This window comes from Streptococcus caledonicus, from assembly GCF_042656225.1.
In the GTDB taxonomy this organism is placed as follows: domain Bacteria; phylum Bacillota; class Bacilli; order Lactobacillales; family Streptococcaceae; genus Streptococcus; species Streptococcus caledonicus.
Genome location: NZ_JBHSOJ010000023.1, coordinates 128,246 through 151,887, shown reverse-complemented (window position 1 = coordinate 151,887; position 23,642 = coordinate 128,246). Strand labels below are relative to the sequence as shown.

At 39.5% G+C, this 23,642-nt stretch carries 19 protein-coding genes and 1 pseudogene; 4 read left to right on the top strand and 16 right to left on the bottom strand.

Features of this window, described 5'->3' with window-relative positions; translation table 11 throughout:
• Window positions 1-45 precede the first annotated feature (45 nt).
• The gene (locus ACFPQ3_RS09210) at window positions 46-489 is read right to left on the bottom strand and encodes a MarR family winged helix-turn-helix transcriptional regulator (RefSeq protein ID WP_156806242.1); all 444 of its coding nucleotides are present in this window, start codon (window positions 487-489) and stop codon (window positions 46-48) included.
• A 263-nt stretch (window positions 490-752) separates the two neighbouring features.
• Between ACFPQ3_RS09210 and ACFPQ3_RS09205 the strand changes: the two genes are divergently transcribed.
• Window positions 753-1,766 carry an NAD(P)H-dependent glycerol-3-phosphate dehydrogenase gene (locus ACFPQ3_RS09205; RefSeq protein WP_156806243.1) on the top strand — a complete coding sequence of 338 codons (1,014 nt, stop codon included), beginning with the start codon at window positions 753-755 and terminating at the stop codon, window positions 1,764-1,766.
• A 30-nt stretch (window positions 1,767-1,796) separates the two neighbouring features.
• Window positions 1,797-2,699, top strand: coding sequence for a UTP--glucose-1-phosphate uridylyltransferase GalU (gene galU / locus ACFPQ3_RS09200; RefSeq protein ID WP_156806244.1), 903 nt, complete (start codon window positions 1,797-1,799; stop codon window positions 2,697-2,699).
• Window positions 2,700-2,802: 103 nt separating this feature from the next.
• On the opposite strand, the gene ACFPQ3_RS09195 is transcribed toward galU, so the two are convergent.
• The 12 genes and pseudogenes from ACFPQ3_RS09195 to ACFPQ3_RS09140 all read right to left on the bottom strand — a co-directional run bounded on the left by ACFPQ3_RS09195 (window position 2,803) and on the right by ACFPQ3_RS09140 (window position 17,394).
• Window positions 2,803-4,698, bottom strand: coding sequence for a M13 family metallopeptidase (locus tag ACFPQ3_RS09195; protein ID WP_156806245.1), 1,896 nt, complete (start codon window positions 4,696-4,698; stop codon window positions 2,803-2,805).
• Window positions 4,699-5,558: 860 nt separating this feature from the next.
• Window positions 5,559-6,971, bottom strand: coding sequence for a Fe-S cluster assembly protein SufB (sufB, locus tag ACFPQ3_RS09190; protein ID WP_156806246.1), 1,413 nt, complete (start codon window positions 6,969-6,971; stop codon window positions 5,559-5,561).
• A 25-nt stretch (window positions 6,972-6,996) separates the two neighbouring features.
• Window positions 6,997-7,917: a DUF4268 domain-containing protein gene (locus tag ACFPQ3_RS09185; RefSeq protein WP_198039903.1), complete on the bottom strand. Its 921-nt coding sequence runs from the start codon at window positions 7,915-7,917 to the stop codon at window positions 6,997-6,999.
• 2 nt (window positions 7,918-7,919) lie between these two features.
• A complete protein-coding gene (sufU, locus tag ACFPQ3_RS09180; protein ID WP_156806247.1) occupies window positions 7,920-8,348 on the bottom strand; it encodes a Fe-S cluster assembly sulfur transfer protein SufU in 429 nt (142 codons plus the stop codon).
• The gene (locus tag ACFPQ3_RS09175; RefSeq protein ID WP_156806248.1) at window positions 8,335-9,561 is read right to left on the bottom strand and encodes a cysteine desulfurase; all 1,227 of its coding nucleotides are present in this window, start codon (window positions 9,559-9,561) and stop codon (window positions 8,335-8,337) included. Before ACFPQ3_RS09175 ends, sufU begins: the two co-directional genes overlap by 14 nt.
• Window positions 9,562-9,586: 25 nt before the next feature.
• Window positions 9,587-10,063 (bottom strand): annotated as a pseudogene (locus ACFPQ3_RS09170) (HIT family protein).
• Between the two features lies 1 nt (window position 10,064).
• The gene (sufD, locus tag ACFPQ3_RS09165) at window positions 10,065-11,327 is read right to left on the bottom strand and encodes a Fe-S cluster assembly protein SufD (RefSeq protein WP_156806249.1); all 1,263 of its coding nucleotides are present in this window, start codon (window positions 11,325-11,327) and stop codon (window positions 10,065-10,067) included.
• A gap of 9 nt (window positions 11,328-11,336) precedes the next feature.
• Window positions 11,337-12,110, bottom strand: a complete 774-nt coding sequence (gene sufC, locus ACFPQ3_RS09160; RefSeq protein ID WP_156806250.1) for a Fe-S cluster assembly ATPase SufC — start codon at window positions 12,108-12,110, stop codon at window positions 11,337-11,339.
• Between the two features lie 72 nt (window positions 12,111-12,182).
• A complete protein-coding gene (locus ACFPQ3_RS09155; protein WP_198039904.1) occupies window positions 12,183-13,334 on the bottom strand; it encodes a glycosyltransferase family 4 protein in 1,152 nt (383 codons plus the stop codon).
• Window positions 13,334-14,053: an adaptor protein MecA gene (mecA, locus tag ACFPQ3_RS09150; protein WP_156806252.1), complete on the bottom strand. Its 720-nt coding sequence runs from the start codon at window positions 14,051-14,053 to the stop codon at window positions 13,334-13,336. The genes ACFPQ3_RS09155 and mecA overlap by 1 nt, the downstream gene beginning before the upstream one ends.
• A 576-nt stretch (window positions 14,054-14,629) precedes the next feature.
• Window positions 14,630-15,466: an undecaprenyl-diphosphate phosphatase gene (locus ACFPQ3_RS09145; RefSeq protein ID WP_156806253.1), complete on the bottom strand. Its 837-nt coding sequence runs from the start codon at window positions 15,464-15,466 to the stop codon at window positions 14,630-14,632.
• A 47-nt stretch (window positions 15,467-15,513) separates the two neighbouring features.
• Window positions 15,514-17,394, bottom strand: a complete 1,881-nt coding sequence (locus ACFPQ3_RS09140; RefSeq protein WP_198039905.1) for a DUF2207 domain-containing protein — start codon at window positions 17,392-17,394, stop codon at window positions 15,514-15,516.
• A 557-nt stretch (window positions 17,395-17,951) separates the two neighbouring features.
• On the opposite strand from ACFPQ3_RS09140, the gene ACFPQ3_RS09135 reads away from it, so the two are divergent.
• Window positions 17,952-19,532, top strand: coding sequence for an ABC transporter substrate-binding protein/permease (locus ACFPQ3_RS09135; protein ID WP_156806255.1), 1,581 nt, complete (start codon window positions 17,952-17,954; stop codon window positions 19,530-19,532).
• Window positions 19,525-20,265 (top strand): amino acid ABC transporter ATP-binding protein, encoded by a 741-nt coding sequence (locus ACFPQ3_RS09130; protein ID WP_156806256.1) that lies wholly within the window; start codon window positions 19,525-19,527, stop codon window positions 20,263-20,265. The genes ACFPQ3_RS09135 and ACFPQ3_RS09130 overlap by 8 nt, the downstream gene beginning before the upstream one ends.
• Before the next feature lie 49 nt (window positions 20,266-20,314).
• On the opposite strand, the gene ACFPQ3_RS09125 is transcribed toward ACFPQ3_RS09130, so the two are convergent.
• The 3 genes from ACFPQ3_RS09125 to ACFPQ3_RS09115 all read right to left on the bottom strand — a co-directional run bounded on the left by ACFPQ3_RS09125 (window position 20,315) and on the right by ACFPQ3_RS09115 (window position 23,513).
• Window positions 20,315-21,865 (bottom strand): BCCT family transporter, encoded by a 1,551-nt coding sequence (locus ACFPQ3_RS09125; protein ID WP_156806257.1) that lies wholly within the window; start codon window positions 21,863-21,865, stop codon window positions 20,315-20,317.
• A gap of 475 nt (window positions 21,866-22,340) precedes the next feature.
• On the bottom strand, window positions 22,341-22,520 hold the full coding sequence (locus tag ACFPQ3_RS09120) for a hypothetical protein (RefSeq protein ID WP_156806258.1): 180 nt from the start codon (window positions 22,518-22,520) through the stop codon (window positions 22,341-22,343).
• Window positions 22,521-22,622: 102 nt separating this feature from the next.
• Window positions 22,623-23,513, bottom strand: coding sequence for an SPFH domain-containing protein (locus ACFPQ3_RS09115; protein WP_156806259.1), 891 nt, complete (start codon window positions 23,511-23,513; stop codon window positions 22,623-22,625).
• Window positions 23,514-23,642: the final 129 nt, after the last annotated feature.

Here is a 23,642-nt window from a genome sequence, read left to right as displayed (position 1 = left end):
TATTTGCAATTTTTATTAAGTAATTATTTTTTCTATCAGTTAGTTTTATTTTTGGCTTTTATAATTCTCAATATTAGCCTTTAATTGTTCTGCCCACTGTAAAACATTTTTAAAATCTTCTTTTTCAATATTTTGAAATAAAAAGCTGTGCAATTCCTGATGAAACTCCTCTAAATGCCCTACCTTATCTCTGCCAAGCTCCGTCAAGACAACCTGTTTATAGCGCTTATCTGATTTGGAGGGAATAATGTCAATAAATCCATTTTTTCCCATTCTCTTAACCAAATTACTGGCAACCGATTTTGAAATTTTCAATTCTTTTTCAATGTCTTTAACAAATATTTCTTGTTGATCACGACGGTACAAATACATCAAGGCCCATCCTTGTGGACCCGCCAAATGTTCTATCCCCTTTTCCTTCGCAATGTCTTCACAAACCTGTTCCAGTTGATTAAGGACATTACGAATATCAGAAATAAAGTGTCCCATAATTACAATACCCTATCCGACCCTTTGTAAAGTCAGACATGCTCTTATATGCTCCTTTCTTTTAAGATATAATTCCCATGAGAACTATTATAGTTCCCATAGAAACCATTGTCAAGAAAAAGCTCTGCCATTTTCAGAAAACAACCGATAAAATACCACTAAAATAATGCTAAATACTGCTGAAAGCCTTTGCTTTAAAACAGCGAAAATAACAATCTTATGGTATAATGAGAATTGATATTATGACTAGTAAAGGAAAAACTATGGAAAAGCAGAAAATTGCTGTTTTAGGGCCTGGTTCATGGGGAACTGCTCTGGCACAAGTGCTCAACGATAACGGTCATGAGGTGCGCCTCTGGGGAAATATTCCCGAGCAAATTGATGAAATTAACACCAAGCACACGAATACGCATTACTTCAAGGACATTGTCTTAGATGAAGGTATCAAGGGCTATAAAAACCTCTCAGAAGCTATTGACGGTGTTGATGGTATCCTCTTTGTAGTCCCAACCAAAGTGACACGTTTAGTGGCCAAACAAGTTGCAGACCTCTTAAAACACAATGTTGTAATTATGCACGCTTCAAAAGGCCTTGAGCCCGGCACTCACGAACGCTTATCAACTATTTTAGAAGAAGAGATTCCAGCAGAATACCGTTCAGATATCGTTGTTGTTTCAGGACCGAGTCATGCCGAAGAAACGATTGTTCGTGATATCACCTTGATTACAGCTGCCTCTAAAGACCTCTTGGCTGCCAAATATGTTCAAACTCTTTTTAGCAATGATTATTTCCGCCTTTATACCAATACAGATGTCATCGGAGTTGAAACAGCTGGCGCTTTAAAAAATATTATCGCTGTTGGAGCAGGTGCTCTACATGGACTTGGTTACGGTGATAACGCAAAAGCCGCGGTCATCACACGTGGTTTAGCTGAAATTACACGCTTAGGCGTTAAAATGGGCGCTGATCCACTCACCTATAGTGGTTTATCTGGAGTAGGTGACCTTATTGTCACTGGTACTTCTGTTCACTCTCGCAACTGGAGAGCTGGTAACGCTCTTGGACAAGGGGAGAAATTAGAAGACATCGAACGTAACATGGGCATGGTTATTGAAGGGATTTCTACGACGAAAGTTGCCTATGAAATTGCTCAAGAATTAGGTGTCTACATGCCGATCACAACAGCTATTTATAAAACCATCTACGAGGGAGCCGACATCAAAGAAGCCGTCCTTGGTATGATGAAAAATGAATTCAAATCAGAAAATGAATTCTAAAATAATAATTTCTATAAATACGGAGGACTTATGAAAAAAGTTAGAAAAGCCGTCATTCCTGCCGCAGGTTTAGGTACTCGTTTTTTACCAGCTACAAAAGCTCTTGCCAAAGAAATGCTTCCTATCGTTGATAAACCAACAATTCAGTTTATCGTTGAAGAAGCCTTAAAATCTGGTATTGAAGAAATCTTAGTGGTTACAGGTCGTGCCAAACGTTCAATCGAAGACCACTTTGACTCAAATTTTGAATTGGAATACAACCTTCAACAAAAAGGTAAAAAAGATTTGCTGAAGTTAGTTGATGAAACCACTGATATTACACTTCATTTTATCCGTCAAAGTCACCCACGTGGTCTCGGTGATGCTGTTTTACAAGCCAAAGCTTTTGTCGGAAATGAACCTTTTGTAGTAATGCTTGGTGATGACCTTATGGATATCACCAACGATAAAGCCCTACCACTTACCAAGCAATTAATAAATGATTTCGATGCAACACACGCCTCAACCATTGCTGTTATGCCTGTTCCGCACGGAGACGTTTCTTCCTATGGTGTGATTGCACCACAAGGAGAAGGCGTTAGTGGACTCTATAGCGTTGATACCTTTGTTGAAAAACCTGCTCCTGAAGAAGCACCGAGTGATTTAGCCATCATCGGCCGCTATCTTTTAACTCCTGAAATTTTTGATATTTTAGAAAATCAAAAACCTGGAGCTGGAGGAGAAATTCAATTAACAGATGCTATTGATACTTTGAATAAAACGCAACGTGTTTTTGCCCGTGAATTCAAAGGAAGTCGCTATGATGTCGGAGATAAATTCGGCTTCATGAAAACATCAATTGACTACGCTCTCCAACACCCACAAGTCAAAGATGATTTGAAAGACTACATTATCGAACTCGGTAAAAAACTTGACGGTAAATCAGAAAAATAAATCTAAAAAGCACCTAGAGCAAATCCCTGGGTGCTTTTACATGTTGTCATATCTTTATTCCTTGGGTTAAATTTCTCACACTTTCAACAATAATTCGTACTGATTACCAAATAATCACACGGTCACTTGGCTCGCGCCACATCCCGTCTCCATCTTTAACATCAAAGGTGTCGTGGAAATCGTCAAAGTTTGGCAATTGCACATTGGTCCGTAATTTTCCTGGCGCGTGAACATCTACAGAAATCAAGAGTTTCATATATTCTTCACGGGCTTTCATCCGCCAAATTGTTGCAAAATTTGTGAAGTAGTCTTCTGCTGAGAAGTCATCTTCCTTCTTAGCCGCTTCAAGAGCAGCTGCTAAACCACCTAAGTCTGCAACATTTTCTGATACCGTCAACTTACCGTTGACCTTACCACCTGCAAAATCAATGCCATCGAATTGAGCAACGACTTTGTCTGTACGCTCTTGGAAAGCAGCATAATCATCTTCTGTCCACCAGTTATTCAAACTACCATGCTCATCAAACGATGCGCCATTGGTATCAAAAGCATGCGAAATTTCATGGGCAATAACCGCACCGATACCGCCGTAGTTGGCTGATGATGATTGGTCTAAACTATAAAATGGCGCTTGTAGAATCGCGGCTGGGAAGACGATTTGGTTTTGTTGCGGGTCATAATAAGCATTGACCATGTGGGCAGGCATGTGCCATTCGCTACGGTCAACTGATTTATTCCACTTGCTCCAGCTATGAGCGATAGAAATTTTAGCCAAAGCCTGTGCATTTTCAACCAATGACAAGTTCTCATCAATAACTTTTTTAGCATAAGTCTCTGGCAATTTTTCTGGGTAACCAATATGCGGTGTAATCACATTCAGCTTGGTGATTGCTTTATCACGTGTTTCAGGTTTGAGCCAATTATTTTGTGCCAAACGGTCCTTGTAAACCGCAATCATGTTAGCTACTTTTTGTTCCACATCAGCTTTGGCTTCTGGAGAGAATTTTTCACCCGCATACCACAAGCCAAGCGCTTGATTGAATGGTCCTTGCGCCAAGTAGTAAGCAGCTTTTTTCTTAGCCATTGCTTGAGGGGTTCCTGAGAGAGCACGGTTATAAGCCCCTGACAAGACACGAATATCTTCTGTCAAATAAGGCGTATAAGCTGACACTGCACCATTTAAAAGTACAGCCTTTAACAGATTCCAGTTCTTTTCTGAATAGTATTCTGCTGCAAACTCTGTCCAAAATCTCTCTTCAGGAACAATGACTTTATCAGGCAACTGGCCAAGAATGTCTGTGAAAATCTTATCAAGTGGCAATTCTGGTACTAATGCTGTAAAGTCAGCCCATTCGTATGGATGGTAAAGCTTAGCATACTCTGAACTTTCTTCGCTTGAGAGAACGTATTGTGCCACTTTAGCATCTAACGCGATAAACTTATCAAGCATGTCTTTGATTTCTTCTGTTGAAAAACCAAATTGATCCAATAGCTCTTCTTCACATTTACGCCAAGTAGCAAGCAATTCTTCTCCATTTTTTTCCGGCTCGGTATAGTAACTAGTATCTGGCAAGATAGTTGGTGGAGCAGATGCCCATAAAACATTAGTTCGGGCATCCATAAAGTCTGGTGATACACCAAACCATAAAATATTAGGTTTTCCAGCCATTTCCAGCTCTGCCATTTTTTCAGCAAAAGAAGCAAAACTATCAAAGTTTTGATACTCTTCAATCAACGGTTTTACAGGCTCAATGCCTAAGCGTTCACGCGTTTCAAAATCAGCTACTTGCTTATGGAATTTCACAAAATTTTGAAGAACAGCATCTTCTGGTAAATTCTCACCTGCCAACCACTGGTCGGTGGTTTCAAGCATTAAGTCCTCAATCTCATCAGCAAGGTCTGAAAAGCCGCCTGTTTGTGGTTTATCATCCGGAATAACAGCATTTTTTTCCCACTCGCCATTTACAGCATCAAAAAAATCATCTTGTAAACGTACCATCTAGGTCTCCTTCTCTAATTTCTAAAGTGCTTACATTATAGCAAAAAAATCCCAAGAAATCATTACAAAAATCATCATTAGTTAGATATAAAAATTTAGCATTATTCCATTAAAATAAAAGCATCACAAAATCATTGAGAGAGATAGAAACCGGTATTTCAAAAACATCTTTTTTAGGCTACATTGTCCGGTACATCAGTCAATCAAAATTCGCCACTGCGCTAGACATTGTCTAAAAATAGAAATCTGAATGATTATCTAGCTTTAACCGTAAAAGGGATATCAATGACTCTACTTAACTATGGTTTTCTGAAATTTTTACTAATGAAGATTGGCAATTTGAAAAGGAATAGAGTGGGACAGAAGTCATGATGTTGAAGTCTTGACTTCCCTTCGCTCTCTGATTTCTAAGCTCAAGATGAAACTATCCACTGGATACTTTCACTCCCACCTCCGCACAGCTCCAAAGGTCTGGGAGAGCTTTGGAGGTTGGAAATAAGATGAACGACGTTCATCACATTCGTATAGGATGGCCGCTAACGATTGCGTTGTACTAAAAATAGTCTTTAGGTGGACCCTTAAAAATGAAGAAGTATCCAATTGTAGACTTCTAATCCACCAACTGCGTCTATCTGTTATTACTATCAAAAAAAGAAGGTTGAGATATTTTTTATACGAAAACTTCAAAAAGCCCTCACTAAGAGTATAACACTTAGCGAGGGCTTTGCCTATTGGTTTTCATTGTTTTGTGGGTGCGGGCTCCGACATCGTGCTGGTTTGTCCCAACCTCTTTATTTCCCACTTCAGTAGGTGATGGCATTGTATTGAGTAGCTTCATAGCTACTCAATTACTAATGCCATCAGCCTACTGAACCCTCCATTTCATACGCTATGAGTCTGTTCAATTCAACGGCGTATTCCATTGGTAGTTCCTTGGTGAATGGTTCAACAAATCCCATGACGATCATTTCTGTTGCCTCGCTTTCTGAAAGGCCACGGCTCATGAGATAGTAGAGTTGTTCTTCTGAAATTTTTGAGACTTTGGCTTCGTGTTCTAAAGCGACTTGGGAATTGTGAATTTCATTGAATGGGATGGTATCTGATTTTGATAAATCGTCCATCAAAATGGTATCACATTCGATGTGGCTGACTGATTTTGCTGAGTCTTTTCCAAAAGTTACCTGTCCACGATAGTTTACCGCCCCGCCACCTTTGGCAATGGATTTAGAAACAATTGACGATGAGGTATGCGGTGCATTGTGAATCATTTTCGCTCCTGTATCTTGGTTTTGACCAGTATTCGCAAAAGCGATTGTCAACATGGTACCACGCGCTCCTGGACCATCCAAATATACCGCTGGATATTTCATGGTTGTTTTAGCACCAAGGTTCCCATCAATCCATTCTACCGTCGCATCTTTAAGAGCACGCGCACGTTTTGTCACCAAATTGTACACATTGTCTGACCAGTTTTGGATAGTCGTGTAACGGCAATACGCGCCATCAAGGGCAAAGATTTCAACAACTGCAGCGTGCAAACTGTTGGTTGAGTAAGTAGGCGCTGTACAACCTTCAACGTAGTGAACACTTGCTCCTTCATCAACGATAATAATGGTACGCTCAAACTGTCCTGTATTTTCGTTATTTATACGGAAGTAGGTTTGTAGTGGCACATCTACCTTGACACCTTTTGGCACATAGATGAAGGTTCCGCCTGACCAAACTGCTGAGTTTAGCGCAGCTAATTTATTATCCGTAGGAGGAACCAATTTTGCAAAGTATTGTTTGAAAAGCTCTGGATATTCTTTCAAGGCTGAATCTGTATCCGTAAAGATAATCCCCAGCTTCTCAAATTCTTCTTTCATATTGTGGTAAACCACTTCTGATTCATACTGGGCAGATGCCCCAGCTAGATAAGCACGCTCTGCCTCTGGAATGCCAATACGTTCAAAAGTTTCCTTAATTTTCTCAGGGACATCATCCCATGAACGTGCTGGCTTATCAGATGGTTTTTGGTAATAAATAATATCATCAAAATCAATCTCAGAAAGGTCTGCTCCCCACTCCTGCATCGGCATCTTGTTAAAAGCCTCGAGGGATTTGAGACGAAATTCTAACATCCATTCTGGTTCATTTTTAGCTGCTGACAACTGACGGACAACAGCTTCACTAAGCCCCTTACCTGTCGAATAAATCGGCTCCACATCGTCGTGAAAACCAAATTGGTATTCCCCAAGGTCAATCGGCTTTGGTTCTACAATTTCTTCTGACATAGTTCTTCTTTCTAAATTTTAATTTTTACAAGTACTCTTTAATAATTTCTTTCATCCTTACAACTTTATCAATCACCTCTTCAATAAGTTGAGGATAATTGGTCTGATTATTAAAATCTAATCCACTTATATAGTGTATAATGCGAGAAGCTTTCTGATTATCTAATCTACGCCATTCCAGAACAAATCCTAGCTCTTCTTCTAGTTTTTGTGCAGACAATTGAAGTTTATCAAAAAGATCCTTGTCGTTGTTTATATAATACTCGATACCAATAGCATTAGTCTGATTGACAAGTGTTATTGAGATATGTGCTTTGCTTGTCCCAATTGCCACATCATACCAATGATCCGTTGTTGCTTTTCGAACGTTAAAAGGATAATTTTTTTCCTCTAAGCACTCATTCATTTGGTTCCAAAAATTCAACCGCTCTGCTTGTGAACGACTCAATTCTTTATCTCCAGACATAGCCCTAGTTGCTTTGATAAAATCATTTGGTTTTTCCACAATCACAAACTTAGGAGCTGGTAATGAATTGCCAATTTGATAAGCATGAATTTCAATGAGAAAAAACGAAATATCTTGTGTTGTCTTGCTATTCAACCATTCGATAGCACTACGATGTTCCTCTCTGGCTTCTTTAACAATCCAAACAACAACATCTGCCCCTAAACCTGAAGCATAAGTAATTAGTTTTCCCAGATGGTCGTGATTAGTTGCTTCCAGTTGATTTTCAAGAATTACCTTCATCCCTGTTGTCTCATCTGTCGCAACTAAATCACAACGATAAGAACCAACGAAAACTTCCTTATTAACATCAACTAGAGTTAAACCAATTTCATTTCCTAACTGATTAATATTTTCATCTTGCGCCAACCAATTTGAAAAATCATATTGTTCATGTTGCCAAAGTTTTCTAACGTCAACTTCTTCTAAAATACCAAACATATCTAACTTCTCTCTATTGATTTTCTCAAAGCATTCCAAGCTAGGGTTGCACACTTGATGCGCTGAGGAAATTTCGAAACACCTGCCATAAAAGCTGCATCTCCCAAGTCTTTTTGACGGTCATCTGTCTGCCCCTGTACCATTTGAGAGAAGAGCTCTGCCATGTCCAAGGCTTCTGCCTTGGTTTTACCAATCACCGCATCAGTCATCATGCTTGATGAAGCTGTTGAAATCGTGCAGCCTTCGCCTGCAAAGGCTATATCTTCAATCACGTCTCCATCAAATTTGACCGTTAAGGCAATCACATCTCCACAGGTTGGGTTATTGAGTTGAATGGCTTCAACACCCTCTAAAACTCCGTGATGATGTGGACTTTTAGAATGATCTGCCACGACCGCCATGTAAAGGCTATCTAATCTAGAAAGTGCCATTGAAAAACTCCTTCGTCTTATGAATCGCTTCAATCAATTTGTCACAATCCGCTTTGGTATTGTATAAGTAAAGACTGGCGCGAACTGTTGCTGAAATCCCTAGATGGTTAATTAGAGGTTGCGCACAATGGTGCCCTGCCCGAACAGCAACACCTTCATAGTCCAAGGCTGTTGCTACATCATGCGGGTGCAAGCCCTCAATATTAAAGGCAAGAACCCCTGCATGTTTTTCAGGATCTTTCGGTCCATAGACCGTCACTCCTGGAATGGCATGTAACTGAGGCAAAAGATAGCTAACCAGGTCTTGCTCATGAGAATGAACAGTATCCATTCCCAACTCAGTCAAGTAGTCAACAGCTACTCCCAAAGCAATCGCTCCTGAAATATTTGGCGTCCCTGCTTCAAATTTCCAAGGTAATTCCTTCCAAGTGGCTTCTTGCTCATAAACAAAATCAATCATTTCACCACCAAATTCGATAGGGGACATCATGTTTAGAATTTCTTCCTTACCATAAAGAACTCCAATACCTGTTGATGCCAACATTTTATGACCAGATAAGGTAAAGAAATCACAATCCAAATCCTGCACATCAATCGCCATGTGAGGAGCAGATTGAGCACCGTCAACAACCATATATGCACCAACTTCGTGAGCTAGCTCTGCGATTTTCTTAACAGGATTGATACAGCCAAGAACGTTGGACACATGCGCTAGACTGACAAATTTTGTCTTTGCCGTCAGCTTCCTTTTCAAATCCTCCATGTCCAGTTCCCCGTCTTTTAGGTAAACATAGACCAGTTTTGCCCCTGTTTTCTGGCAAGCTTGCTGCCAAGGGATAATATTGGAATGATGTTCCATGACTGAGATTAGGATTTCATCATCTGGTTGGAGAATCTGCGCCGCAAACTGAGCCACCCAGTTAAGTCCCGTAGTCGTTCCTCTGGTAAACAGAATTTCCTTAGTTGATTTCGCGTTGATAAAGGAGCTAACCTTCTCACGACTGGCTTCATACTTAGCTGTCGCTCGCTCTGCTAGGGTATGCACCCCACGGTGAACATTGGCATTATCTTCCAAATAGTACTGATTTATGGCATCTAGCACAGCTTTTGGCTTCTGAGTGGTCGCCGCACTGTCTAAATAAACCAGAGGTTCATCATTGACAATCTGGTCTAAAATCGGAAAATCTCGGCGAATAGTCTGAACATCTAGCAATGACGTCACTCCTTTAGTGTTAATTTTAACTTTGGGCTAACTCCGTTTCAAGGTCAGTCAGCACTTCTAGTAAACGCGACTTGAGTCGTTCCAGTTCTTCAGGGGTCACTTTTTGATGGTCGGCATACATCTCCTCAAAGGGTAGCCACCAAACAGGTCCTTTTCCATTCTGCCCATGATGCCCTAAGTCACCCGCATATCTTGGAAATAAGTGCCAATGCAAATGAGCGTCTCCATTTCCAAGACTCTCAATGTTCATCTTCTCTGCGGAAAAAGCCTACGCTACTGCCTCAGATACTATCGCCATTTCAGCCAAGTGCTTCTGACGGATAGCTATCGGCAAATCATGCAATTCTCTGACATGTTTTTTCGCTAGAAACAGCGTGTACCCTCGGAAATACTGGTGATCCCCAATCACGACATAGCCTGTTTCTAGTTCTTTGACAAAATAGGGATTGGTCCCATTTTGAATACCAGTTACTCTGTCACAAATCAAGCACATCTTAGCGTTTGTCTAGCTTGCTATCCAGTACCGCAATCATCTCATCACGGACTTCTTTGACTGGGATTTCTGTAATAACAGCTCCTAGGAAACCTAAGATCACAAGGCGCTCTGCAGTTGCTTGGTCAATCCCACGACTCATAAGGTAGTACATATCCTCTGGGTCAACCTGACCGATTGACGCCGCATGACCTGCTGTGACTTCATTTTCATCAATCAAGAGAATTGGGTTGGCATCTGAGCGAGCTTGGTCTGATAACATCAAGACACGGCTCTCTTGTTGAGCATCCGCCCCTTTAGCCCCTTTGACAATATGACCAATTCCATTAAAGGTTAAGGTTCCACGCTCTAAAATAACCCCATGTTGAAGGATATGGCCAACAGAATGATTCCCATAATTGGTCACTCGCGTATCAATGCCTTGTACCTGACGACCACTTGAAGCAGCAACAACTTTCAGGTTAGCATGGCTACCGTTACCAATCAAATCACTATCAAAATCGGCAATCAGATTACCTTCATTCATCACACCAAGTGCCCAATCAACCGTTGCATCAGCGGCATGACGAGCACGGCGGCTTAAATAGGCTGTGACATGCTCTCCAAGACGGTCAATTGCCGCAAATTTAATCCGGCTTCCTGCACCTGCAATTATTTCAACAGAAATATTCGCAGAAACATCCTGAGAACCTGAACCAATGGATTCAAAGCGTTCTAGGTAGCTAAATTTACTATTTTTCCCAGCAATAATTAAGATGTGCTTGTTAAATGGCACAGCACTATCACTATCCTGCAAGAAAATGCCTTCGATAGGCTCCGCAATTTCCACATTGTCAGGAACATAGAGAACCGCTGCGCTGTTAAAATACGCGTAGTTGTAAGCAGCTAATTTGTCCTCATCACTTTTCACCGCAGAAGCAAAGTGCTTTTCAACCACCTCTGGAATCTCTTCCAAGGCAGAATAGAGATCTGTAAAAACAACCCCCTGTTCAATCAATGACATCGGTAATTGTTCCAGAATAGTTTGTGTTCCTACTTGAACAAGTTTAGGGTTATCGCCTAGTTCTGTAAAATCTGGAACATTGCCAACACCCTCATCTTCTGTCAAGGTCCCATCACCAAGATTCCAACGATGAAACTTCACACGCTCAATTTTAGGTAAAGCCAAAGTTTCCAGCTTATCAAAAGCTGATAAGCGAAGTTCTGCTAACCAAGACGGCTCTGCCTTTAATTGTGAGAAGTTTTGAATAGCTTGTTTACTCATAGCCTCTCCTTACTCCAATTCTTCATGGTAATCAATACCAAGCTCTTCAGCGATTTTCACATAGCCTTCTTTTTCAAGACGGGCAGCCAATTCAGCACCACCTGACATCACCACACGACCTTCCATCATCACATGAACCACATCTGGAGTGATATAGTTCAAAAGACGTTGGTAGTGGGTTATAATCATAGCACCGAAGCCTTCGCCACGCATTTCGTTAACCCCTTTTGAAACCACTTTAAGTGCATCAATGTCAAGACCTGAGTCAATCTCATCAAGAAGGGCAAATTTAGGTTCAAGCATGAGCAACTGAAGAATCTCATTACGTTTTTTCTCACCGCCTGAGAACCCTTCATTCAAGTAACGCTCTGCCATTTCCTCTTTCATGCCAAGCAATTCCATTTTCTCATCAAGTTTTGTGATGAAATCACGTACTGAAATTTTATCCTCATCTTCTTTACCAGCATTCATCGCTGCACGGATAAATTCGGCATTGGTAATTCCTGGAATTTCTGAAGGGTACTGCATGGCTAGGAAGAGCCCTAGACGTGCACGCTCATCCACTTCCATCTCTAAAATATTTTCGCCATCAAAAAGGATTTCGCCCTCAGTGACTTCATAGTTTGGATGTCCCATAATCGCAGCAGAAAGCGTTGATTTACCTGTTCCGTTTGGACCCATGATCGCAGCAATTTCTCCTGTTTTGAGGGTCAAATTTACCCCTTTTAAAATTTCCTTGTCTTCAATAGAAACATGTAAGTTTTTAATTTCAAGTACAGACATGACAATCTCCCGATTCTTTTTTATAACGGTCTTTATTATAACAAAAAAGCCCCCGAAAGGCTTTTATCGTGCTTACTTCTTTGACTTCTGCTCAAAAAATTCCTTTCGATAAGCAGAATTGCCAACCAATTTCAACAGGTGGAAAAGCGGTGTTCGACCTTCTCCCCAAATTTCCAACCCCTCAATCAATACCTCAAGCCCAAACAGCACACCTACCATCAGTAGAACCCCACCTAGACGTGTTGAGACATTTAACAATAAGGAGATTAAGGAAAATAGCAGAGCAATACCATAAACGACCAACACAGCCCCTTTATGAGAAAAACCCATTGCTAACAATCTATGATGAAGGTGCATCTTGTCCGGTTCATAAAATTTCTTACCAGATAAGGTACGACGGATAATCGCTACAAAGGTATCCACAATCGGAACCCCCAGAATAATCACTGGCGTCACCACAGCAACCGCCGTTGCATTTTTTAACCCTTGTAGGGACAAAACAGAAATCATAAACCCTATAAATAGAGCGCCCGTGTCACCACCATAAATCCAGGCAGGATTATAATTATAAGGAAAAAATCCTGCAATAGAGGCTACAAGAACAAAAATCGTTAGGGTTAAAAAAATATCAGAATCTGCCAAAAAGAAATTAGAAACAATCCCCATCGTTAAAAGACTAATCATTGAGACACCACTAACTAAACCATCCAAACCATCCATCAGATTGACTGCATTAGTCACGCCAACAATCCATAAAATAGTTGCAACGAATGTCAAAAGTGAATTAAACCGTAATAACGGCCCTCCAAACGGAATCTTAAAGGAATCAAACTGAAAATCCGTAAAATACCAGACCAAAACCGCAGCAATGATAATCCCAATTAATTTTTTCTTGGCAGATAACTCATAGATATCATCAATCAGCCCAGTTATCGCCACAATAATACCACCAATCACTACAGGGAGTATATAAGTGAAATAAGTTTGTCCGTGCACTAATCCAGTCACTACCATTGGCATGAAAAACAGAGTCGCAATGGTAAACGAAACCACTACCGCCAAACCACCGCTACTTGGCATCGGTATCTTGTTAATCCGGCGAGCATTTGGTTGGTCAACAGCTCCGATTTTAAAAGCTAACCAACGAACGATTGGCGTCGCAAAAAGTGAGAGCAGAAAAGCACCAATTAAAACCAAGATATATTCTAGTGAAAAACTAGTCATCAAGCCACCTCGATACTCCTAAGCAAAGGCAGAGCATCATCCATCATTAGTTGAATACCATGCTCTTGTAAATAAGCTCGCGTTCTATCTGCCTTATGAGCATGCTCAATCAAACGTGCAAAAACGATATTAGAATAGTACGCCGGTTGATTTTCAAGAGAGACTAAGACGGTCATGTAGTAACGTCCATCAACCTTATAAAGTTCTGACGCCTCTGTCGGAAAATCAATTGATTGGCAGAAGGTCACTACGTCTTCAAAAGTTGGAAAATCCAAAACATAATGAACATAGTCCTGAGTCTCTTCAACCTCCTCAGTTGCACTATGTTCTTCCTGCTCCTCAATATCAGCCAATTGTTTATGAGCCGCCACATCACCTTTTTCAAACATCTTTTGTTCCAACGTTTTGAAAAAATCTTCCGGAGACATTTGGGAAACATCTCCCAAATCAGCCAAATCTTCAAAATTCAAATCTTGATTGATTTCTGATTTTGTCACAAAAACATCTAGGCGATCTTTTCGAGGCGTCACACGAAAACTAAGCATGCCACTTTGTTTGAAATTATCAGGCAATTCCAACTCATCCATGACAGAATAGAAAAATTCTTCCGTTTTTTCTTGAGGAATTAAGAAGTCATGCAATTCCATGCCACGCTCTTCCAAATCCTCCATACTGATCGTAATTTTCAACGTTGTTTCGTTGATTTGTTTCATTTCCATTTAATTACCTCGCACGAAACTAGTCATTTCATTATACTAGAATGAGGTTAAAATAGCAATTTTCTAACCTATTAAGAGCTATAAACCACACATGAAACCCTTAAATATAGCAGCATTCTGTTGAGACAAACAATATAACTGCCTCATTTCCAACCTTCCGGCACATTTTTAATCAAATCAATCAAAAATGTTTGCACTAGTGTTTACTCAGACCATCTTACCATTTGCAACTACTCTATGTACAGCGAACTCAAAATAGATTAGGACAAAGCATAGAATAACTAATATTATTAGCGTCTATAAAAATGATTCATCTATGTCCTACTCTTAATTCAAATCGCTATAGAACCATTTAAGATAGTAGTCTGTTTTCGTTAGTTAGAAATAACCGTAACACTCCAAAGTTTGACGGCTCTTTCTTTTTGAAGATTTTATCGCAAACCTATCACAAAGGAATGTTAAGCTAGCAAAGCCTAGAAGTGTTTGTGTAACTTCAACTACTGTCAATAGCAACACCGAAGTTTCTAGGAGAGTGGGACAGAAGTCATGACTTCTGTCCCACTCTCCCATCATTTTTTAAAAAATATAACTCAGACCTGCATAGGTAAGAAGAATTATTCCTAGTATAATACGGTATTTACCAAATATTTTAAAGGTATGACTCTTCACGTAGTCTGTCAGGAAGCGAATCGCGTAATAACTAACCACGAAAGCTGTGATACTTGCCAACAGTAGAAGGACGATTTGAGAAAAGGCTAACGCATTGCCATCAACAAAGAATTTTACTGCCTTAAGCCCACTATACCCAAACATAGTCGGTATGGCAAGGAAAAAGGTGAAATCAGCTGCGACACTCCTACTTGTCCCTAAAAGAATACCTCCAAGTATCGTTGCTCCTGAGCGACTAGTCCCTGGAACAATACTAAGGACTTGGAACATTCCAATATAAAAAGCGTTGCGATAAGACATTCTTGATAAGGTCTTAACTTTGGGCTCCATTCGTTGGCGGTCTTCTAAGAGGATAAAAGCAACCCCGTAAACAATCAACATCAGCGCTACTGTTGACATATTTTGAAAATGTCTTTCAAACCAATCATCAAAAGGCAAAGCAATTAAAATAGAAGGAATACAGGCAATCGCAACTTTAAGCCACAGCTGCCAAGTCTTTTGAACCTCTTTAGCAGTTTTTCCAGGCTGAAAAGGATTCAAGCGATTAAAATAAATGACAATGACTGCTAAAATCGCCCCTAACTGAATAACAATGTTAAACATGTCCATAAAGTCTTTATTTTGATTGCTAAAGTTGATAAATTCCTGCACTAAAATCAAATGACCGGTACTAGAAATTGGCAACCATTCTGTAATCCCTTCGACAATACCAAAAAAGATTGCCTTTAATATTTCAAAAAACATAGATACTCCTTACTTGCTTTATCCTATTATAACAGATTTTCTAAATTTTAGAAGGAACCGCCTCCGCCTCCACTTCTTCCCCCAGACGATACGGAAAAGTTTGAAGCAGTTGTCACATGATTCGAGGTTGAAACAAAATGATTGGTAGATAATATCATCTGATGACGTATAAGACCGATGTCTATATTTCCAAATTGTTCAGGCAAAGCGATATGATTGACGTTTAGGTAATGTTCAATCTTACTGGCATAACCAAACAGCGTGGCATAAACTAATAGGCGATTCCAAAGCACTAACCCTTCAAGTTCCACTGCATTAAAAGTATTAAACTCTTTAATCATACGTTCAAAGCTCTGCCATTTTTCCAAGCGAACCATACCTTCTTCAGTAATGACGCCTAAGGTCGTATAGGGCTTTGTTAAGCGTCCCAATAAAAAGATTAGTCCAAAACTAACGACGGTTATCAGTAAATAAAGCAAAGCTAGCATGTGGACTTTCATCACAAAATAAATAGTCAACCCAAAAGTAATTAGGCTAAAAAAACATCCCAAACCACTCGCTTCATGAAGTTTTTTGCTTTCTTGTGAAGTCATCGGTCTGTAAATTTTAGGGAGGTGTAGTGTCGCCAATTCCTTGGTCACGGCTTTATCAATAGCAGAAGACATCGCTCTGATTCGATGTGCCATTTTTTGGGAACTTTTACGGACCTCTGTCTCAAGTTGACTTCCTGAATATTGCTTTTTCAGTCGCTTCATGATAGTAGAATCATATTGAAAATCATCAAATAATTTGTCTAACGTTACAGACAGACGATTCCCAAAGGCCATGTCTAAAAAGGCAACATCAGAAGAAGTACAATGATCAAGGTTTACGATGCTCAAAGTCGGTACAGAAGTTTCCTTATCAACGCTCACAATTCCTCTATCAATTAAATCTAAAATCATGGCTTGAACGACGTGTTCAAAATGAAATTCACCCTCTTCAGGACTTTTTACGATATCCTTGAACGTTACCTGATAAACATCATTGGCTAAAAGTAGGGGGGATAAGTCTTCTGGTACCTCGTATAGTCTTGTTTTTCCTATTTTTGATCGGTAACGATCCAGTCCTTTTTTGACTTTGGCGAAGCGCCACAACGATATTCCGGTGAGACACGCTATCGCAATTGGAACCACTCTACCAAAGATAACTAACAACAGTTGCGATTTCTTTTCTATCTTTTGTTCCGTTTTTTCAATACGAGGCAGGGCTTTCTCCGAAAGACGAGGAACCGATAAATTCAAAATATTGCTATCCCAATAGCCGTGGAGTTCTAATACATCATCAACATCGTGAGCTTCCAAAGTATAACGACCATTACCATCCCAATACTTTTTAGGAGGGGTTTTAAAATATCCACGATGCCCCCAAATGTTACTGATCTTAGTTGGCTTATCTGTCGTAACAGTAAAGGTTACACGATCAATAGTTTCATCCCAATCACTAATAGGCTTCCAATTTAACTCTGCAACATCTTGGTAAGGAAAGATTATGTTGACCAGCTTCCAAGTCACAGAAATCTCAACCAAATCACCACTGATACCAGCGTTATAGATTTTCAGTCGATAGCCATCTGATAAGGGTTCCAAAATCGTCTCTGCATCAGCTATCACCTGATTATTTTTCTCAACATGGACAAGAGGTTTACTAGCGATGTCAAAATGTTCTGGAACGTTTCCTGCTAATCCCAAACTCACATACTGGCCATTAAAACTCGAATCATAGTCATAAGTAACCACTTGCTCAAAAGTAGCTGTGTTGTCCTCATGAATTTGCAATGCTCCCTCATACGATATAATGCTATAGTCAATTTCATCATCTGCCTTGGCGCTTTGGGAAAATAGCAGAACTATCACAATTATCGACCATTTTAAATGATTTTTCACCATAACTACCTCCATTTCTACTATTTTAACATATCTTTTGAAAGTTTAGGAATCATTCCCGTAGTTGCTAATTTCAATGAGTGGTTTCAGGATAGAAAAGTCAATTTTTTGACAAAACAATCAAATAACCCATATTATGCACGATCCAACTGTCCTTACACCAACAATTTCAATTACCTTTATATCTGAAAACGTCAAAACTTTGTGGCGATAATGTTGAAAAATGGATGTTCTTCTATAAGTTGATAAGCTAAAACGTTAATATCATGTGGTGATTTTTATTTTTATAGTCTTCCAATCGCTTGATAGGACTGGGAGAAAGAACAACGGAATGATTCTTTAGACATTTCTATTGAAATACATCATTTTTTCTTGTAAAATAGACCAGTATAGTTTTTATTTTATAAATACATTTTTACCAAACTTTTAAAGAGAGGAGTCGTCGGTTAATTATATTTAACTGATAACGAGACATTTTTAATTATTCACAAGCTTTTATTTTTTTCGTTTTTATAATTTTTTGAAAATTCAAACTGTCTCGACATATTGAACATATTGACATGAAAAAAATCTTTTTAACCCTTTTAGCCTTCTTCGGAATGCTTTTACTAGGGACATCTACAACTCAAGCTACCGAAGATGATAACTATCTCCGTGTCGGAATGGAGGCAGCCTATGCCCCTTTTAACTGGACTCAAAACGATGACAGTAATGGCGCTGCCAAGATAGAAGGCACTGGACAATTTGCCAACGGCTATGACGTTCAGGTTGCTAAAAAAATTGCTGAAAAACTTGGGAAAGAACTTCTCATTGTCAAAACTGAATGGGATGGTCTGGTTCCTGCGCTCACTTCAGGAAAAATTGATATGATTGTCGCTGGTATGAGCCCTACTGAAGAGCGTAAAAAAGAAATCGCTTTTTCAGACAGCTACTACACTAGTGAACCTGTCTTGGTCGTCCGTTCTGATAGCCAGTATGCCAAAGCTACTTCAATTGAAGATTTTGCTGGTGCGAAAATCACTGCTCAGCAAGGTGTTTGGCACGTCAACTTACTTAACCAGATGACTGGCATCGATGCTCAAACTCCAATGGGAGACTTTGCCCAAATGCGTCAAGCCCTTGAAGCAAGCGTCATTGACGCTTATATTTCTGAAAGACCTGAAGGAACAACAGCTGAGAACGCTAACAACCACTTCAAAATGGTCACATTGGAAAAAGGCTTTGAAGTTGCTGAATCCGATGCCGCTATCGCTGTTGGAATGCGTAAAGACGACACACGAATAGCTCAAGTCAATCAAATTCTTTCAACCTTATCATCGGATGGCCGTATCGCTCTCATGGACGATATGATTGCGAAACAACCCGTTGAAGAACCAACTGATGCCTCTGCTGAATCCAGCTTCTTCCAACAAGTAGCTACTATCCTCAAAAATAACTGGAAAGAATTTCTTATCGGTACAGGAACAACCCTTCTCATTTCCATTACTGGTACTTGCTTTGGATTGATTATCGGTTTGTTAATCGGTATTTTCCGCACAGCACCGAAAGCGACACACAAAAGCCTAGCCATCCTTCAAAAACTCTTTGGCTGGTTCCTTAATGTCTATATTGAAATTTTCCGTGGCACACCAATGATTGTACAGTCAATGGTTATCTACTATGGAACAGCTCAAGCCTTTGGTGTTGATATCCCACGTCTATGGGCAGCTATGATTATTGTCTCAATCAATACCGGTGCCTACATGAGTGAAATCGTCCGAGGTGGTATTTTTGCCGTTGATAAAGGACAATTTGAAGCCGCAACAGCCCTTGGTTTTACTCACGGACAAACCATGCGCAAGATTATCTTACCACAGGTTGTCCGTAACATTCTCCCTGCAACTGGTAATGAGTTTGTCATCAACATTAAAGATACTTCCGTCCTAAACGTTATCTCAGTTGTTGAACTTTACTTCTCAGGGAAAACCGTAGCAACACAAACATATCAATATTTCCAAACCTTTACCATCATTGCAGTGATTTATTTCATCTTAACCTTCACTATTACTCGCATCCTCCGTTATATTGAGAAACGTATGGATACAGATACCTATACTACTGGTGCTAACCAAATGCAAATCGAGGAGGTTCCCTATGTCTAACACGATTTTAGAAATCAAACACCTCAAAAAATCTTATGGGCAAAACGAAGTCCTCAAAGATATCTCTCTAACCGTTGATAAAGGAGAAGTTATCTCCATCATCGGTTCGTCAGGATCAGGAAAATCAACCTTTTTACGTTCTATCAATTTACTGGAAGAACCAACTGGTGGTGAAATCCTTTACCACGGGCAAAACGTCCTTGAAAAGGGCTATGATTTAACCACTTATCGTGAAAAACTAGGAATGGTTTTCCAGTCTTTCAACCTTTTTGAAAACCTCAATGTTTTGGAAAATGCCATCGTTGCTCAGACAACTGTCCTTAAGCGTGACCGCTCAGAAGCTGAAAAAATCGCTAAAGCTAATCTTGAAAAAGTAGGCCTTGGCGAGCAGTATTGGGCGGCCAAACCAAAACAACTCTCAGGTGGCCAAAAACAACGTGTAGCCATCGCACGCGCCCTTTCTGTTGACCCAGAAGCCATTCTCTTTGATGAACCAACATCTGCCCTTGACCCTGAGATGGTCGGTGAAGTGCTAAAGACCATACAAGACCTTGCCAAATCAGGTCTTACCATGATTATCGTGACTCACGAGATGGAGTTTGCCAAAGAGGTGTCAGACCGCGTCATCTTCATGGATAAGGGTCTCATTGCCGACCAAGGCACACCTGAACAAATCTTTGAGAAACCTACTCAAGACCGTACTAAAGAATTCTTAAAACGTTTCTTGAAATAACGACAAAACCAGCAAGTTAATACCTGCTGGTTTATTTTTTATACGCCACCTAATCTTCATAAGATTTAAAAGGTTCATCCTTAGTAGGGTAGCGTTCCGGTGTCAACTGTAATCCCATTTCATTTTTCTCATGATAAAGTTCTTTAAACAGAGCAATTAATATCAGCAATAAGATTACTGAAAATGGCAAAGCAACAATAATCAAAATATTCTGTAGAGCAGTTAAACCACCTGATAATAGTAAAACAATTGCAATCACTGCTAATACTACTCCCCAAACAACTTTACGTTTATTAGAAGGTGCCAAATTGCCATCTTCCGTTAACATTGCCAACACATATGTTGCAGAATCCGCAGATGTCACAAAGAAAGTCAAAACTAAAATAATAGCGACAATGGATAATATCATCCCTATAGGAATATGATTAAATGTTGCAAATAAAATTTCTTCTGTGGCAAACTTCGTTAAGTCTGCTCCAGTTGCTTGTACAGAAGTTGATAATGTCCCAAAAGCTGAAAACCAAATTACACTAAGTAAGGTTGGTACAACTAAAACCACTGTCAGAAATTCTCGAATACTACGTCCTTTAGAAATACGAGCAATGAACACTCCAACAAAAGGTGACCAAGCAATCCACCAAGCCCAGTAAAAAATTGTCCAATTATTCGTCCAAAGACGCTTCATATCATTAAAAGCTGATGTTGATAAACTCATTTGTGGTAAGTTTTGCAAATAATTTCCAAGAGAATTGGTCATGGTATCAAATATTTTCACCGTTGGTCCTAGGATAATTGCCATAAACAATAACCCTACCGCCAAAATAAGATTGGTATTCGATAAAATTTTAACACCTTTACCTAGACCAGACAAGGCCGATAATAAAAAGAGAACCGTCGCAATAATAATAATTACAATTTGAATAAGTGCATTATTAGGAATTCCAAACACATAAGAAAGACCTCCATTAATTTGTGCTGCTCCAAAACCTAAAGTTGTCGCTACCCCTATGACAGTTGCAATAACAGTGATAGTATCTACAATTTTTCCAATAATCCCATCTGTTTTACTCCCAAAAAGTGGCTTCAAAGTAACAGATAATAGATATTTCTCTTTCTTACGAAAACCAAAATAAGCTAAAGCTAAAGCAACAATTGCATAAACCGCCCAAGCATGTAGACCCCAATGGAAAAAAGTATACCTAAAGGCATTTGACAAGGCTGTTTGGGTACCCTGATCTCCGTATGGGGCTGAAATAGCATAATGACTTAGAGGTTCCGCCGCACCATAGAATACCAACCCAATCCCCATACCAGCTGAAAACATCATCGCAATCCAAGAAATTGTAGAATGTTCAGGTTCAGAACCAGGATCGCCTAATTTAATCTGACCTATAGGACTAATAATGAAGAATAGACAAAGTGACAATATTGTGGTTACCATCAATAAATAAAACCAACCAAAATTTGTCGTAATACTATTTTTTATTATTTCTGTAAATTCCTGAAATCCTTGAGGAACGATAAGCCCTAACATCACTAACAGAAAGCTGAGTCCAATTGCCAAACCATAGACAGTTGGTTTTGATATTTTTTTAAACATTTTTCCTCCTAATAAAATAATAACTTCTCTTCTATCATATCGTATATATCCCTAAAAATCAAAAATTCTAAATATTCTATATATTTTTAAAATACACATATACTTTTTAAACAACAAATATACCATCTATATCTTAATGAATCATTTAAAAATACAAGGATCATCACTTATCAGAGAAACATTTCAAATGTTCTACCTCATTCAAAACTATATTCAGGAAATTCTTAAACTAACGACAAAACCAGCAAGTTTTTGGACCTGCCGGTTTTTGCATTATTAACATCTAGTGTTTACTTCTCCACTCTTCCCAAAGCTCATCCAGTTTTTGGTGAAAAATACTAGAAAGTACTACCATGACTAAGAAAACTAAATCCAGCCAGTGGTCTCCTTTTATAGCATAACCACTAACGAAATAAGCTACAAGACACATTAAACTTAATACCCTTGAAAAAGTAAATGATCGTTCCATCCTCTCTTACCTCAACTTCTCAGGATTTTCCACAAAACTTCTCACAACCGTTCCACAATTAGCACAGATATCATAGTAGAGTGATTGCCCTCGCCAGCCTTTAATCTTGGTAATACTGGCATAACCCGTTTGAACACCACGAACCATCTCTGTTCCACCACAGTAGGTACAAACTAAGTTTTTCATATTCATCATTAACTCCCTTTTTCAATGGAAATAATCACACAGCCATATAGAAAAAGGCGACACCATCACTCATAGCAGTTTAGTAACACTAGAACTGATTATTTATTTCGCTTTCAACGCGGACAGGACTTGTGTACGAATATCGTCAATACCATTTGGTGTATTTGGCAAGAAAATCGTTTGATTTCCTTTAGAAGCAAAGGTATTGAGGGTATCAAGGTATTGGTTGGTCAAAAGGATTGACATGATTTGTTCTTCAGTCATACCGACATTGGCTTCTTTCAATTCAGCGATGGAATCTGCCAATCCATCTACAATAGCCTTACGTTGCTGGGCAATACCGACACCGTGTAGACGATCTTTTTCAGCTTCGGCTTCTGCTGCTGTAACGATTTTGATTTTATCAGCGTTAGCTAATTCCTGGGCTGCCACGCGTTTACGTTGCGCAGCATTGATTTCATTCATAGATTGCTTCACTTCGGCATCTGGCTCAACTTTGGTAATCAAGGTTTTCACGATGATGTAACCATAGGTTGACATTTCTTCCGCCACTTGGTGTTGCACTTCAAGCGCGATTTCATCTTTTTTCTCAAACAATTCATCCAAGGTCAATTTGGGCACTGATGAACGCAAAGCGTCTTCGATGTAAGACTTTATTTGAGATTCAGGCTTCATTAATTTGTAGTAAGCATCGGTAACATTTTGCTCGTTAACACGGTATTGAGTGGCAACATTCAAGGTTACAAATACATTATCTTTCGTTTTTGTCTCAACGACAATCTCACTTTGGAGCAAACGCAGTTGCACTCGCGCAGCAATACGGTCAATTCCAAATGGCAAACGTACATGGATACCTGAGCTAGCCGTTTTTTGATATTTACCAAAGCGCTCGATGATTGCAACAGATTGCTGACGCACCACATAGAGGGTGCTAATAAAGACAAGAATAGCTACAAGTAGCAAAACTAACAATAAAATAACAACTGGGTTCATAGGAGACCTCCTTAAAATTATTTCTTTTTATTTCCCCACAGGGCACCAAAAATAGCGACCCCTGCACACAACAAGACTAACCAAATTGTCTTCATAATTCCACCTCTTTGCGTAGTTGATTTAATATAA